The organism is Cellulomonas sp., assembly GCF_015234515.1.
GTDB lineage: Bacteria > Actinomycetota > Actinomycetes > Actinomycetales > Cellulomonadaceae > Cellulomonas.
In genome coordinates this window covers 315,241-329,554 of sequence record NZ_JADGMY010000028.1, presented here as the reverse complement: position 1 = coordinate 329,554, position 14,314 = coordinate 315,241, and the positions used below count along the sequence as shown (strand labels likewise).

Annotated in this window: 12 protein-coding genes; 4 read left to right on the top strand and 8 right to left on the bottom strand. The window is 75.1% G+C overall.

Annotation, left to right across the window (positions count from 1 at the left end):
• The first annotated feature begins 148 nt into the window (after positions 1 to 148).
• Entirely contained in the window at positions 149 to 2,296 is a 2,148-nt protein-coding gene (locus tag IR158_RS15065) for a DEAD/DEAH box helicase (protein WP_291814229.1), read from the top strand.
• A 51-nt stretch (positions 2,297 to 2,347) separates the two neighbouring features.
• Here the strand turns inward: IR158_RS15065 and IR158_RS15060 are convergent, their stop codons facing one another.
• The 3 genes from IR158_RS15060 to IR158_RS15050 all read right to left on the bottom strand — a co-directional run bounded on the left by IR158_RS15060 (position 2,348) and on the right by IR158_RS15050 (position 6,394).
• Positions 2,348 to 3,298, bottom strand: coding sequence for a hypothetical protein (locus IR158_RS15060; RefSeq protein WP_291814228.1), 951 nt, complete (start codon positions 3,296 to 3,298; stop codon positions 2,348 to 2,350).
• Positions 3,295 to 3,750: a cupin domain-containing protein gene (locus IR158_RS15055; RefSeq protein ID WP_291814227.1), complete on the bottom strand. Its 456-nt coding sequence runs from the start codon at positions 3,748 to 3,750 to the stop codon at positions 3,295 to 3,297. Before IR158_RS15055 ends, IR158_RS15060 begins: the two co-directional genes overlap by 4 nt.
• Positions 3,751 to 3,823: 73 nt before the next feature.
• Positions 3,824 to 6,394 (bottom strand): LuxR family transcriptional regulator, encoded by a 2,571-nt coding sequence (locus tag IR158_RS15050; RefSeq protein ID WP_291814226.1) that lies wholly within the window; start codon positions 6,392 to 6,394, stop codon positions 3,824 to 3,826.
• Between the two features lie 47 nt (positions 6,395 to 6,441).
• On the opposite strand from IR158_RS15050, the gene IR158_RS15045 reads away from it, so the two are divergent.
• Positions 6,442 to 7,314 carry a L,D-transpeptidase gene (locus IR158_RS15045; RefSeq protein WP_291814225.1) on the top strand — a complete coding sequence of 291 codons (873 nt, stop codon included), beginning with the start codon at positions 6,442 to 6,444 and terminating at the stop codon, positions 7,312 to 7,314.
• Positions 7,315 to 7,333: 19 nt separating this feature from the next.
• Here IR158_RS15045 and IR158_RS15040 read toward each other — a convergent pair whose 3' ends face one another.
• The 3 genes from IR158_RS15040 to IR158_RS15030 all read right to left on the bottom strand — a co-directional run bounded on the left by IR158_RS15040 (position 7,334) and on the right by IR158_RS15030 (position 10,909).
• Entirely contained in the window at positions 7,334 to 8,548 is a 1,215-nt protein-coding gene (locus tag IR158_RS15040; RefSeq protein WP_291814224.1) for a DUF6596 domain-containing protein, read from the bottom strand.
• Positions 8,545 to 8,922, bottom strand: coding sequence for a YciI family protein (locus IR158_RS15035; RefSeq protein WP_291814223.1), 378 nt, complete (start codon positions 8,920 to 8,922; stop codon positions 8,545 to 8,547). Before IR158_RS15035 ends, IR158_RS15040 begins: the two co-directional genes overlap by 4 nt.
• Before the next feature lie 118 nt (positions 8,923 to 9,040).
• Positions 9,041 to 10,909 (bottom strand): glycoside hydrolase family 15 protein, encoded by a 1,869-nt coding sequence (locus tag IR158_RS15030; RefSeq protein ID WP_291814222.1) that lies wholly within the window; start codon positions 10,907 to 10,909, stop codon positions 9,041 to 9,043.
• Between the two features lie 77 nt (positions 10,910 to 10,986).
• On the opposite strand from IR158_RS15030, the gene IR158_RS15025 reads away from it, so the two are divergent.
• Both IR158_RS15025 and arr read left to right on the top strand, forming a co-directional pair.
• A complete protein-coding gene (locus tag IR158_RS15025; protein WP_291814221.1) occupies positions 10,987 to 11,550 on the top strand; it encodes a DUF4334 domain-containing protein in 564 nt (187 codons plus the stop codon).
• Positions 11,551 to 11,596: 46 nt separating this feature from the next.
• The gene (arr, locus tag IR158_RS15020; protein WP_291814220.1) at positions 11,597 to 12,016 is read left to right on the top strand and encodes an NAD(+)--rifampin ADP-ribosyltransferase; all 420 of its coding nucleotides are present in this window, start codon (positions 11,597 to 11,599) and stop codon (positions 12,014 to 12,016) included.
• A 41-nt stretch (positions 12,017 to 12,057) separates the two neighbouring features.
• Here arr and IR158_RS15015 read toward each other — a convergent pair whose 3' ends face one another.
• Both IR158_RS15015 and IR158_RS15010 read right to left on the bottom strand, forming a co-directional pair.
• A complete protein-coding gene (locus IR158_RS15015; protein ID WP_291814219.1) occupies positions 12,058 to 12,225 on the bottom strand; it encodes a hypothetical protein in 168 nt (55 codons plus the stop codon).
• 57 nt (positions 12,226 to 12,282) lie between these two features.
• A complete protein-coding gene (locus IR158_RS15010) occupies positions 12,283 to 14,085 on the bottom strand; it encodes a thiamine pyrophosphate-requiring protein (protein ID WP_291814218.1) in 1,803 nt (600 codons plus the stop codon).
• Positions 14,086 to 14,314: the final 229 nt, after the last annotated feature.

Below are 14,314 nucleotides of genomic sequence, written 5' to 3'. Positions count from 1 at the left end.
CGCGCTCACCCGCAGGAGCTCACGCCCTGTCGGCCCCGGGCGCTGCCCGGCAGTACGGGGCACTGCCCCGGCGCGACCGGTCCTGGCTGGGTGGGGCATGGCGTGCCGGACCGCGGACCGCGGTGCGGACGGGCGCGAAGGAGGAGATGTGGCACGAGCAGGCCAGCGCGGCTCCGGCCGCGGACGCAGCGACGTCGGCGCGCAGCGCCGCCGTGCTCCGCGTCCCAGCGAGCAGGGGATCATCCCGGTGCTCGCGGGGCTTGCCCGTGAGGTCGACGGTGCGGTCCAGCGACCGCCCACCCGTGCCGCCGTGCGCACGAAGTTCCAGGTCGTCGCCCTGATCGTGCGCGAGGAGCGCGCCCGGGTCATGGCGGACGCCACCCTCCCGCAGGCGCGGCGCGCGGAGCAGCTCAAGCGGCTCGACGGCGTCGCGACCCAGCTGGCGAAGACCGCGGCCCGTGACACCTCGCTGCTGGAGCTGCTGACGGACGAGGCGCGCGTCTCGGACGCGGCACGCGCCTACAAGGCGACCGTGATGCGCGCCGGCGGCCTGGAGCCGCCCGAGGAGCCCGAGCCTGCCCCGCCGCCCCCGCCCGCGCCGGGCGTCGAGAAGCGGGTCGTCCCGCAGTCCGTCATCTCGCGGCGGCTGGCGAACCCGTTCCTCGCACCCGACTTCGAGGCGGCCGCCCAGCGGGTCGTCGCGCGCCCGCGTCGGCTCGCCGGCTGGGAGCTGCTCGAACCGCTCTTCCGCTCGTTCGAGGACGCCACCCCCGGTGCACCCGCGTGCATGGCACTCCCCGAGCCGCGCTTCGTGCCCACGCCTCCCGGCCGCGAGCTCATGCCGCACCAGGCGCAGGTCGTCGCGGCCGCGGTCCGTGGCCACCGCACGTTCCTGCTCGCCGACGAGCCCGGTCTCGGCAAGACGGCCCAGGCGCTGCTCGCCGCCCAGGCCGCCGACGCGTTCCCGCTCCTCGTCGTCGTCCCCAACGTCGTGAAGACGAACTGGGCGCACGAGGTCGGGCTGTGGGTCCCGCTGCGGCGGGCGACCGTCGTCCACGGTGACGGTGACGACGTCGACGCGTTCGCGGACGTCGTGATCGTCAACTACGACATCCTCGACCGGCACGTCGGGTGGCTCGGCGACCACGGCTTCCGCGGGATGGTCGTCGACGAGGCGCACTTCATCAAGAACACCAGCTCGCAGCGCTCCAAGCACGTGCTCGCGCTGTCCGAGCGGATCCGCGCCCGCATGGCGCGGCCGCTGCTGATGGCGCTGACCGGCACGCCGCTGATCAACGACATCGAGGACTTCCGCGCCATCTGGCAGTTCCTCGGCTGGATCGACGAGACCAAGCCGCTGGGTGCGTTGATGACGGCGCTCGAGGACACGGGGCTGACCCCGGCCGACCGCGGGTTCTCCGCCGCGGCGCGTGCCGCCGTCATCGACATGGGCATCGTGCGTCGCCGCAAGGCCGACGTGGTCGCCGACATCCCGGCCCGCCGCGTCGCGGACCTGCCCGTCGAGCTCGACGGGGCGGTCGGCCGCTCGATCCGCGCCGCCGAGGCCGCGCTCGCGCAGCGCCTGGTCAGCCGGTACCGCGCGGCCCTGCAGGCGCGCGGGGGCGACACCGCCGTCGACGGCGTCGACCTCGACCTCGCACGCCGCGTCGCCGCCTCCGAGCTCAAGGACTCCAGCTCCAAGGCGGGCGGCGAGAACGTCTTCACCATGGTCCGCCGCATCGGCCAGGCCAAGGCCGGGCTGGCCGCGGACTACGCCGCACAGCTCGCGCGCAACGTCGGCAAGGTCGTGTTCTTCGCCAAGCACATCGACGTCATGGACCACGCCGAGAAGACCTTCGCCGAACGCGGCATCCGCTACGCCTCGATCCGCGGCGACCAGACACCGCGGACGCGCGCCAAGAACGTCAAGGCGTTCGTCGAGGACCCCGAGGTCTCGATCGCGGTGTGCTCCCTGATGGCCGCGGGCGTCGGCCTGAACCTGCAGGTCGCGTCCAACCTCGTGCTGGCCGAGCTGTCGTGGACCGACGCCGAGCAGACGCAGGCGATCGACCGGATCCACCGGATCGGACAGGACGAGCCGGTCACCGCGTGGCGCATCATCGCGGCGCAGACCATCGACGCCCGGATCGCCGAGCTCATCGACAGCAAGTCCGGGCTGGCCGCCCGGGCGCTGGACGGTGCGAGCGAGGAGGAGTCCGAGGGGTCGTCGGACGTGCAGCTCGACGCGCTGGTGGGGTTGCTCACCGACGCGCTGGCGGTGGACGGCGCGGTCTGACGACACCGTCGCCACGGTCGGTCACCGGTCACCCGGGCCCACCCCGGGCACTCAGTGCAGGACGAGGGGCGGGACGGTGCAGACGCGGACGGCCGGCATCTTCACCGAGATCATCGACAGGGCGAGCGAGCTGCGCGCGCAGACCTGCCACGCCCACACCCACACGAGGGACTTCACGCCGGGGCGGAGCGCGAGGCCGACGGGCGCCAGGGGGAAGGAGCCGAAGCTCCCGGCGACGGGCGGTGACGACGCGTCCGCGAGGCTCCCGCCACCGCTCGCTCCGTGCGGCACCGAGCCGGCGCGCGGGTCCGGGTTCTTGGGCAGTGAGCTGCCGCGGACGTCCCACAGGGTGACCTGGCGGGAGTACGCGGGCCGGTCGCTCCCGGCGCGGTAGATCGTGATCGCCAGACCACCGCGCCCGGCGTAGTGCGTCATGTCCGGCGACAGCGGCATGCACACGAAGGTGAACCGTCCCTCCGGGGTGAGGGAGACATCCGTCGCGGAGTCCGAAGAGAGGTAGAGACCCAGGGCAGCGGCGCTGGAGCCGTCCGTGCCAGAGCACATGAGGTCGCCGAACTTGTGCTGCGCCTGGGAGCCCGGACCGAGGGTCCAGCTCTGGTCGTAGGGCGGTGCCACGAGGCGGCACGTGGTCGGCAGGAGGATGCTCGTCGTGTCGCCGACCACCGAGGCGACGTCCGGGACGAACCGATGGGTGAACAGGCTCTCGGTGACGCGTGCCGAGGTCGGCACCCCCTTCCCGTCGAGCGCCTGCTGGTGGTCGTGCAGCAGGGTGGTCGCCGCGGCCGCGAACGATCTCGCGTCCGCCTCGGCCTCGTCCGCGGGCGGTGGCGAGAGATCGACGTCCGGCGCCGGCCGGGCGAACCAGGCGGCGGCCGCGGCCTCGTACCCACGCACCGCCAGGGACCCGTCGTGCTCGCGGACCGAAGGGGGCCCGTCGTGTTCGCGCACCGACACGGACGCGTCGGGCTTGCGCGGGCTCATGACGCACCGCCCGCCGTCACCGACACACCGTGCCGGGCGGTGACCGTGGCGACGGCCGTCATCGCCTCGTCCAGTGGTGCGTCGGGCGGCACGGTCTGCGCCAGGTCGGCGAAGAAGGCTCCGGCGCGGTCGCCTGAGGTGATGGCGAGGAAGCGGGCGGTCGCGCTGCTGGCGGCGAAGGTCACGGGCGTGCCGGCCGGCAGCGTCACCAGACCGCCGGGCCCCACGCGGTACGTGTCGTCCGCGACCGTCGCGGTCACCTCCCCCTCGAGCACGTACATCACACCGGTCCACGGGGAGACGTGCGGTGGGGCGGCCTGTTCTGCGGTGGCGACGATCTCGAAGACCTCGAAGGCGCCGACGGCGTCCTTCACCTGCGCCTTCGTCACGTGGTCGCCGTCGATCATGCGGTGGTGCAGGCCCTCGTCGGGGCCGACGTACGTGGCGCTCATGGCGTTGCTCCAGTCTGTGCGGAGAGGAGCGTCCAGCGTCGCGCGGCAGGGGGCGCCGCCTGCAGGTAGTGGGCTACTCGAATCCGTGGTCGCCGACGACGGCGGCCATCGCCGCGCGATCGGCGACACCGAGCTTGCGTCCCGCGCGGTAGAGGTGGCCCTCGACGGTCCGCACGGACACGACGAGGCGCTCGGCGATCTCCCGGTTGCTCAGACCCCGCGCCACGAGGGCGGCGGCCTCCCGCTCGCGCGCCGTCAGGGGCAGGGGGTGCACGGCGGTGAGCAGCGCGGGCGTCCGGGCGCCGGAACGCCGCGCGACCGTCTGCGCGTAGGTGGCCGCGGACAACGCCGAGCCGCGGCGTCCGCTCCGGCGATGGAGGTCCGACGCCTGCGCTGCGGCGTCTCCCGCGGCGACCAGGTCCCCGAGCTGCTCCCAGTCGTGCGCCGCGGCGACGAGGGCGTCGGGGGCCTGGGCCGCGTGCGCGCGAGCATGGCGCAGGGCGGCCGTCGCCCGGGGGAGAGGCGTGCCGACGACGAGCTCGGCCAGCCGCTGCTCCGCGAGCGGGGAGCCGCCGAGCTGCGTCGCCGCCTGCCACGCCAGCACCTCGAACGCGGGGGAGTCCTGGCGGCGGGCCGTCGCGGCGGCGGTCTCCGCGTGGCGCACCGCCTCGGTCACGGCCCCTTCGGCGCCCGCGGCCCACGCGCGCGCGAGGAGGTCGTCGGGCTCGTGCAGCGTGTACGCCGGGTGTCGCTGCGGCTCGGCGAGCAGCGGCAGCGCGGCCTCGGGCCGGCCGGCCAGAGCCTGTGCCGTCGCCAGCAGGGTGCGGCAACGGAACCGGAACTCGTGCTCCGAGCGGTCCAGCATCGCCCACGCCTCGCGCAGCGGACCCAGCGCGTCGCGGGGGCGTCCGGCGGCGAGTGAGGCATGCCCCGCCAGCACGAGTCCCATCGGCCGTGCGGGACCGGGGAGGTCGGCGGACGACGCGACGAGCCCACGGACGACGTCCTGCGCCGCTGACGGCAGCCCGGCGAGCCGGTAGCCGGTCACGAGCCAGTCGGCGAAGCCGAATGCCGGGATGCCGTGCAGCGGCTTGGCAGCGCCGCCCGCCGCCGCGGCGGTCGCCAGGCTGTCGAGGTCTCCGCGGACGGCGGCCGCCGCGGCCAGCGCCGAGACGACCAGCAACCGGGTCAGGTCGTCCGGCAGCTCGCGGCCCACCAGCTCCGAGCACCGGGCGAGCGTCTGCGCCACCCGGCCGTGCGCGACGTCGATCACGGCGCTCATCGCCTCCACCAGCATCCGCACGGCGCCCGCGTCCGGGTCGCCGAGAGCCTGGGACGCGACACGGGCGGCGTCGTCGGCGCGGCGCAGCGTGAACAGCAGGTTGCCCGCCCGGTAGACGCGGGCCCGGGCGCGCTCCGGTCCGCCCGGTGCGTCGGTGACGAGGTCCCGCAGCACGGCGTCGGCGGCCTCCCCCTGCGTGAGCCACGACAGGGTCGCCGCGTGCACCAGGCGCGCGTCCCACCCGCCGTCCGCCGCAGCGGCGCGGGCGAGCCGCTCGGCGAGCGGGAGGTCGTGGAAGGCGACGGCCGACCCGGCGGCCTGCAGGAGCAGGTCGCGGTCCAGGGGCACGTCGGAGTCCATCAGCAGGACCGCTCGGGTGATGGGGTCCGCGTCCGTCGCGAGCCGGGAGACGAGCCTGCCGCGCAGGTGGCGCGCCCGGGCGGTACCCATCCGTGCCCGGCGGACCTCGCCGTACACCGGGTGCCCGAGGCGGGCGGTTCCCCCGCCCGACGGGTCCGAGCGCACGAGTCCGGGCCGTTCCGCCTCGTCGACGGCCGTGTGCGGCGCGAGCGACAGCAGCGTGTCCCACGCGAGGGGCTCACCCAGGGCGACGAGGTCGAGGACGTCCCGCACGGGAGGCTCGAGACGGCCGATCTCCCGGTCCACGAGCGTGGCGAGCCCTGAGGAGACCTGCACGTCGCCCGACCACAGCCACAGGCCGGTGACCGGGCTGAGACGCCCCGACGCGACCTCGGCGGCGAGGACGTGCCGCAGGAGCAGGGGGCTGCCGCCGGTGAGGGTCCACAGCCGCTGCGCGGACCCGGACTCGACCGGCCCCTGCAGGGCCTGGGACACGAGTGAGGTCGTCGTCGGCAGGTCGAGCGGATCGAGGTCGAGGCGTGGGAGGAGCTCGTCCTTCCACAGGGAGGTGACGACGTCGGGTGCGGCCGCCGGCTCGCGCACCGTCACCACGGCGGGGGCGATCCCGCGGAGCACGACGCGGTGGAGGACGACGGCGGAGAGGTCGTCGAGGAGGTGGGCGTCGTCCACCGCGAGCACGAACGGGCCCGGCCGGGCGAGGCGGTCGATCATCCGGGCCACCGCGGGGGCTGCGTCCGCCGGCGGCACGTCCACGAGCCCGGCGAAGGCACCGAACGGCACGGGGCGCGTCGCCTCGCTCCCCACGGCCCACACCACCCGCGTGCCGCGGCGCGCGAGCTCCGCGAGGCTCTCGCGCGCGAGCCGCGTCTTGCCCACGCCTGCGGGGCCCGCCACGAGGATCCCGGCCGCACCGGGCCGAGCGGCAGCTGCGACGTCCCGCAGCTCCGTGCCCCGGCCGGTGAGCGGCCACAGCCGCTCCATGGAGCCGATCGTAGGGTCGGGACGGTGGAAAGGGCACGATGGGTGGGGTGAGGACGACCGAGCGGGTGCGGCTGGCGGCAGCGGCGCTGCTGTGCGCCGTGGTGGTGACGGGCTGCGCCGACGCGCCGACCCCCGAGACCGTCGTCGTCCGCGCGCCCGTCGACGCTCCCAAGACGGCTGTCCCGGCACCCCCGACGCTCCCGGCCGTCGACCTGTCGACCCTGCCGGTCGCCGAGCCCCGCAACCTCGTCCCCGGGCTGCCGGGCACGGACGGCCTCGAGCAGCGCCGCAACGACGACCCCGCGCTCGGCACCTGGAAGACCGCGTCCGTCCTGCGTGACACGGCCGGGTACGACGCGGTGCACGGCACGCCGGTCGCCGCCGTGCCCGCGGTGACGCTCGACGTGCCGACCGTGCTGCCGGTGATCGACCAGCGCGGGGGCTGGCTGCGGGTGCTCGTCGCGACGCGCGGCGCGCTGCCCAGCCAGGACGCGTCGCAGGTGAACGGACGCAGCGTGTGGATCCGCGCGGACGACACCGCGCCGGCGGGGACCGACTGGCGGCTGCACCTGGACCTCGCGGCGCTGACGCTCACGGTCGACGACGGCACCACGACCAGCACGGTCCCCGTGAAGGCCGTCGGGGCGCCGGGGACCCCGACGCCGGCCGTGCCGCAGTTCGTCGTCGGGTCGCAGTGGGAGCAGCCGGGCACCTACACGCCGCGCGTGCTCCTGCTGTCGAGCCAGAGCGAGACCATCGACGTCTACGACACGGCGACAGGGACGTCCGCCACGGCGATCCACACCAGTCCGTTCGCGGCCACCGGGCCCATCTCCAACGGGTGCATCCGCGTGAGCGAGGACGTGCTGGACCTGCTGTGGGACAAGGTGCCCGCGGGCACGGTGCTCACGGTGAGCTGAGGTGTCGTCGCAGCGCGCGTCACGTGCCGCGCTGCGCCCCCGCGCGAGACGTGAGGTACGCGCGCACGTCGGCGTCGTCCGTCAGCTCGGCCGCGCGTCGGAACGCCGCGGCCGCCCGGACCCCGTGCCCGGCCCGGGCCAGCAGGTCCGCCCACGTCGCCCACCACGGCTGGAACGCGGGCGACGGCTCGGGCGGCAGCGCGGCCAGGCCCGCGTCCGCGCCGTCCAGCCGCCCGACGACCGCGGCCAGCGCGACCCGCCCGCCCAGGCTCGGCGCGACCGCGTCGAGCGCGACGTACAGGGTGCGCAGCGCCGCCCAGTCGGTGCGGCCGGTGCGACGCCGGTCGGCGTGCACCGCCTGGATCGCCGCCTCCAGGCGGAACCGCCCGGGCACTCCGGGCCGCTGCGCGCGGCGCAGCAGCGCCTCGCCCTCCGCGAGGAGGTCGGCGTCCCACGTCGCGGGGTCCTGCTCGTCGAGCGGTACGAACGCACCGGGCGGCTGCCGGCGGGCGAGCGAGAGGGTCACGAGCGCGGCGAGCGCCCACGCCTCGGGCTCGTCGCCCAGCAGCGCCGCGAGCACCAGCGCGAGGTGCCGGGCCTCCCCGGCGAGGTCGTGCGCGCCCTGCCGCCAGGTGACGGCGGCGCAGGCGTAGACCGCCTCCAGCACGGGCGGCAGCCGCTCGGCCATCGCTGTGCGGTCCGGGACGGCGAACGGGACCCGCGCCCGGGCGATCCGGCGCTTGGCCCGCACGAGGCGCTGCTGCATCGCGGCCGGTGACACCGCGAACGCCGTGGCGACCTGCGCCGAGTCCAGCCCGAGCACGGTCTGCAGCATCAGCGGCGTGCGGACCTCCGGCGCGATGGCGGGGTGCGCGCACACGAACAGCAGTGCCAGGCGACGGTCGGGGATGGCCGCCGGGTCGACGTCCGCCAACGGGTCCTCGTGGACCAGGTCGGTGCTCGCGGCGTCGTCGGGGAGCGCGGCGGTGCGGCGGTGCGCCGCCGAGCGCCACACGTCACGGATGCGGTTGCGGGCCACGGTCAGGAGCCAGGCGTCGGGCGTGCGCGGCACGCCGTCGTCCGGCCAGCGCGTCAGCGCCTGCTCGAACGCGTCCGCGAGGGCGTCCTCGGCCAGCGCGAGGTCCCCCGACTGTGCGGCGAGCAGCGCGACGAGCCGGCCGTACGAGTCGCGGGCGGCGCGCTCGGCGGCCGCCCGCGCCCGTGCGGCGCTCACGCGTTGGGTGTCCAGACGCCGTCCACGGTGTACAGCGCGCCGGGACGCACCTCGACCGCTCCCCACGAGACGCCCGGGGCCCGGCGGGCGAGCTCGATCGCCGCGTCGAGGTCGGGGACGTCGACGACGAACGTCCCGCCGAGCTGCTCCTTGGTGTCCGCGAACGGCCCGTCCTGCACCTGCAGCACGCCGTCGACCGTGCGCAGCGTGGTCGTGCTGGACGAGGGCTGCAGCACCTCCGCGCCGACCAGGGCCCCGGCGGCCTGCAGCGTCGCGGCGTACGCGGTGAACTCGCGCTCACCCTCGGCCCAGGCGTCGTCGCCCATCGACTCGGGCGTCATCTCGGGGTAGTGCAGCAGGATCGTGTAGCGCATGGCGTCCTCCTCGGACGGTCACGTGGTCGCTCCGGCAGGCAGGGTGCCGGTCGGCGGTGGGCCGTGGTGGCCGCACACCCTCATGACGATCTCGCGTCGGCCCGGCAGACACCCCTCGTCACCTGCTCGCCGCCGCGATCGCGTCCGCCGCACGGATCAGGCCCAGGTGGCTGAACGCCTGCGGGAAGTTGCCGATGAGCCGCCCGGCGTCCGTGTCGTACTCCTCGCTGAGCAGACCGAGGTCGTTCGCGTAACCGACGAGCTGGTCCATGAGTGCCCGTGCGTCGCCGAGCCGGCCGCTGTGCGCGTACTGCTCGACGAGCCAGAAGTTGCAGATGAGGAACGGGTGCTCGTCGCCGTCGAGGCCGTCCATGCCGGTGTCCGTGCGGTAGCGGTGCACGAGCCCGTGCTCGTCGCGCAGCTCGGACTCGATGCGCGCGACGGTGCCGAGCATGCGCGGGTCGTCGGGCCGGACGTAGCCCGTGTGCGGCAGCTGCAGCAGGGACGCGTCGACCTCGGGCCGGCCGTAGGTCTGCGTGAAGCTGCCGAGAGCCGGGTCGTACCCGTTCTTGTCGATCTCCTGACGGAGCCAGTCCCGCAGCTGGCGCCACCGGTCCACCGGGCCCGTCAGGCCGTGGTCCTCGACCGCCCGGACGCCACGGTCGAAGGCCGCCCACATCATCACGCGCCCGTGGGTGAAGTGGCGGGGCTCGCCCCGGGCCTCCCAGATGCCGTAGTCCTTGCGGTCGAAGTTGGTCTCGCAGAACCGCAGCAGGCCTCTCTGCAGACCCCACGAGTACTCGTTCTCCGCGACGCCCTGGTCGCGGAGCATCGCGAGCGCGATCATGACCTCGCCCACCACGTCGGCCTGGTACTGCCGGGCCGCGTCGTTGCCGATGCGCACCGGCCGGGAGCCGTCGTAGCCGGCCAGGTGGTCGAGGGTCTTCTCCGTGAGCTCGCGCTCGCCGGCCAGGCCGTAGAGGACCCGCACGTCGTGGGTGTCGCCCGCGATGGCCCGCAGGAGCCAGTCGCGCCACACGCCTGCGCTCTGCGCGTGCCCGTAGGTCGCGACGACCTCGATCATCAGCGCGTTGTCCCGCAGCCACACGTACCGGTAGTCCCAGTTGCGGCTGCCTCCCGGGTCCTCGGGCAGCGACGTGGTGGGGGCGGCGACGACACCTCCCGTGCGCTTGTGCGTCAGCGCGCGCAGCACCAGGAACGAGCGCACCACCAGCGGGCCGTAGTCCGTGCGCACGGTGACGCGCGACGACCAGCCCGTCCAGAACGCGATCGTCTCGGCCAGCGACTGGACCGCGTCCAGCGGCTCGGGTGGCTCCTCGTACGACGGGAACGCCGTCAGGTTCCACGCCAGCGACTGGCCCGCCTTCATGCCGAACCGGGCCGTCAGCCGGGGAGTGCGCGCACCGCCGCCGTGGGGCGCCCGGTGCTTGGGATCGCGCCGCCCGGCCCCGCGGACGCGGTCCTCCTGGCCCACGGCTTCGTGCCCCTTGGCCGACGCCAGCAGCGGACCGTTGAGGACCAGCCCCTCCGGGCCGGCGAGGGACAGCAGCGCCCGTGCGCCCGCGTGGTCCACGACGCGCACCCACGGGATCGCGCGGGCGTAGTCGAACCGCAGGCGCAGGTCGTGCTCGATCTCGACCGTGCCCTCGAGGCACTCGACGTGGCGCACGAGGTCGCTGCGGTCGGTGACGATCGGCAGGAAGTCGGTCACCCGGACGCGACCGGTGGCCGTGCGCCACGTCGTCTCCAGGACGAACGTGTGCGGCAGGTACCGCCACTCGACCACCTCGCCGTCCACGGCCGACAGGCGCCAGCGGCCGTCGTCGGGGCCGCCCAGGAGCGCCGAGAAGACCGCGGGGGAGTCGTAGCGCGGCAGGCAGAGCCAGTCGACGCTGCCGTCGCGCGACACGAGCGGCCCGGTGCCCAGGTTGGACAGCAGCGCGTAGTCCTCGAGCGGGGTGCTCACTCCTCCCTTCTACCTGCTCGCGCAGCGGACCGCAGTGCGGCGTACGGTGCCAGCAACCGCCGGGGAGGTGCCGCAGCATGCCGATCGAGCCGTCCGACGCGCGGCGCCGCCTGCGCACCCTGGAGCACGGGACGACGCCCGGGGCGGCCCTGGCGCTGTTCGACGACCTGCCGCCCCTGAGCGTCGGTGACCTGCTCGGTCGCTGGGCGGGCCGCGGTGTGCCGACCGGTCACCCGTTCGACGGGCTGCTGGAGCGGCTCGGCTGGCACGGCAAGGTGATGCGCTCGCCCGAGGACGTCCACCCGCTCGTCTTCCGGGCGCGCCAGGGTCGGCTCGTCGGCATCACGCCGGCGTGGCTGCCGATGGGTGCCGCCCTGCGGGTCGCGCCGGCCGTGCCGCCCGCGCTCGCGGCCTCGGTCTTCCGCGTGCTGCGCCCGGTCGTCACGACGACGCGGCCGCAGGCCCGGCTGCGCGTCGTCGAGCATCGCGGCGTGACGAGCGCCGCGATGGTCTACGACCGGCTGCCCGTGATCGACGCGTTCCGCCGCGTCGACGACCGCACCGTGCTGGGGGTGATGGACGTGCGCGACGACCCGCAGCCGTACGTCTTCGTCCTGGAGCGGGCCGACCCGCCGCAGTAGCGTGGACGACGTCGTCCAGCACGCCAGCACGCCGAGGAGCCCACGGATGGCCGAGCACCGCCCGTCACCCGTCGCCGACGACGGCCCGTTCTTCCACGGCACGAAGGCGGACCTCGCCGTCGGGGACCTGCTCGTGCCCGGCCGCCGGTCGAACTTCGCCGAGCGTGCAGCGAACCACGTCTACCTGACCGCGACGCTCGACGCCGCGACGTGGGGCGCGGAGCTCGCGGCCGGCGAGGGACCCGGGCGCATCTACCGCGTCGAGCCGACGGGCCCGATCGAGGACGACCCGAACCTCACCGACCAGCGCTTCCCCGGCAACCCGACGCGCTCGTACCGCACGCGCGAGCCCGTGCGTGTGGTCGACGAGGTCGTCGAGTGGACGCCGCACGCCCCGGAGGTCCTGCAGCACATGCAGGACCACCTGGCCGAGCTCGAGCGGCAGGGCGTCGTCGCCGACGACTGAGCGGGTCGTCGCCGACTGAGCGGGTCGGCGACGCCGCGCGGTCACCCGGCGTCGAAGCGTCCCTCCTCCTCGGGCTCCTCGGCGGCCGTGCCGACGTGCTCCTGGTTGACGTCGGCCTCGTTCGGGCCGGTGCCCGTCTCGACGGGTGCGTCCTGCCCGTCGCCGTGCGTCGGCGTCCCGGGGGACGCGGGACCGGGGTTCTCGCTCATGGTTCCTCCTTCATCCGGCGACGGAACGTCCGTCGCGTCACGCGGACACCGTGGGTGTCACGCGTCGTGCTCGCGGGACAGACCCGTCGGGTCGTCCGCGTGCTCGCCGGCCCGCTGTGCGTCGAGCTGGCGCAGCGCGTTGTCGGGGAGCGGCTCCTGCGCCAGGCCGCGGCGCATCTGCTCGACCTGCGAGGCCTGGGCGCGCGGCGGCAGCAGGGGGGTGTCACGGTCCACCACGGCGTGCACGACGCACGGGCGCCGGGCGGCCCAGGCCGTGCGCCACGCCTCGGCGACGTCCTGCGGGCGCGACACGCGGACGGCGGCCAGGCCCAGCAGCTCGGCGTAGTCCGCGTACGGGAACGCCGGGACGTCCTGCGAGACGTCGAACCGCGGGTCGCCCTCCATCTCGCGCTGCTCCCACGTGACCTCGGCGAGGTCGCCGTTGTCGAGCACGAGGACGACGAACCGCGGGTCCGCCCAGTCGCGCCAGCGGTGCGCGACGGTGACCAGCTCGTTGATGCCGTTCATCAGCATCGCGCCGTCACCCGCCAGCGTGACGACGGGCCGGTCGGGGTGCAGCAGCTTGGCGGCGATCCCGTAGGGCATCGCGGAGCCCATCGAGGCCAGGGTGCTCGACAGGTGCGCCGGCACGCCGGGCGGCAGCCGCAGGTGCCGCGCGTACCAGTACGTCACCGAGCCCACGTCGACGGCGACCTGCGCGTCGGCGGGCAGGTGCTCGGACAGCTCGTGCAGCAGGAGCTGGGGGTTCAGCGGCTCCGCCGGGGTGGCGATGCGCTCGGCCGCGATGTGGTGCCACGAGGCGACGGCCTGCGTGACCTCCGCGCGCCACGGGCCCGAGCGCTGCGGCAGCCGGGGCAGGAGCGCGTCGAGCGTCGCGGCGGCGTCACCGGCCAGCGGCGCCTGCACGGGGTACTTGGCGCCGAGGTTGCGGGCGGCGACGTCGACCTGCACGGTCGTCGCCTGCCCGAGCGGCGGGTAGAACTCCGTCCACGGGTCGTTGCTGCCGACGATCAGCAGCGTGTCGCAGCGCGCCAGGAGGTCCGCGGACGCCGTGGTGCCCAGATGGCCCATGACCCCGGCGTGCACGGGCAGGCCCTCGTCGAGCAGCGGCTTGCCGAGCAGCGACGTGACGAGGCCGGCTCCCAGCCGCTCGACGACCTCCAGCACCTGCCGGGTGGCACCGCGTGCGCCGCGTCCCGCGAGGACGACGACGCGCTCGCCGGCAGCGAGCAGCCCGGCGGCGCGGTCGAGGTCGTCGACCGGTGGCACGCCGACGGTGCGGGAGACCACGGGTGAGGTGTGCACCAGGCCGTGCCCCTGCTGCGGCTCGGGCTGGTCGGCCTGCTGGACGTCGTGCGGCACGATCACGCACGTGGGGCTCGACGTCGCCAGGGCGGTGCGCAGCGCCGCATCGAGGACGGCGGGCAGCTGTTCGGGCGTCGTGGCGGTCTGGACGTACTGCGCGCACACGTCCTTGAGCAGCACCGGCAGGTCGACCTCCTGCAGGTACCCGGTGCCCAGCGCGGTCGTGGCGACCTGACCGACGATCACCACGACCGGGGTGCGGTCGAGCTTCGCGTCGTACAGGCCGTTGAGCAGGTGCACCGCGCCGGGGCCCTGCGTCGCGAGGCACACGCCCACGCCGCCGGAGTACTTGGCGTGCCCCGTGGCCATGAAGGCTGCCATCTCCTCGTGCCGTGCGGTGACGAGCTCGACGGCACCGCCGGACCTGGCCAGCGCCGCCAGGAGCGGGTCGATGCCGTCACCGGCATAGCCGAAGACCCGCTCGACTCCCCACTCCTGCAGGCGCTGCACGATCCCGTCCGCCACCGTCGTCATCGCGTCCTCCGCCTCGGTTGCTCGTCACCCGATCCTGGGCGCCCGGCGGACGGGACGCATCCGGGGCCGGGTTCCGAGGGCGCCCGGTTCGTCCCGGGTGCCGCTATTCCCGATCCGGGCGTACTGTCGGAATCGCGCCCTCGGAGGCGTTGTGCCTGAGCGACCGGGGGGACGCAATGGGGACCAGCACGCGACGCCTGCGTCGAGTCGGGGCCGTTCTGGGGTCGGT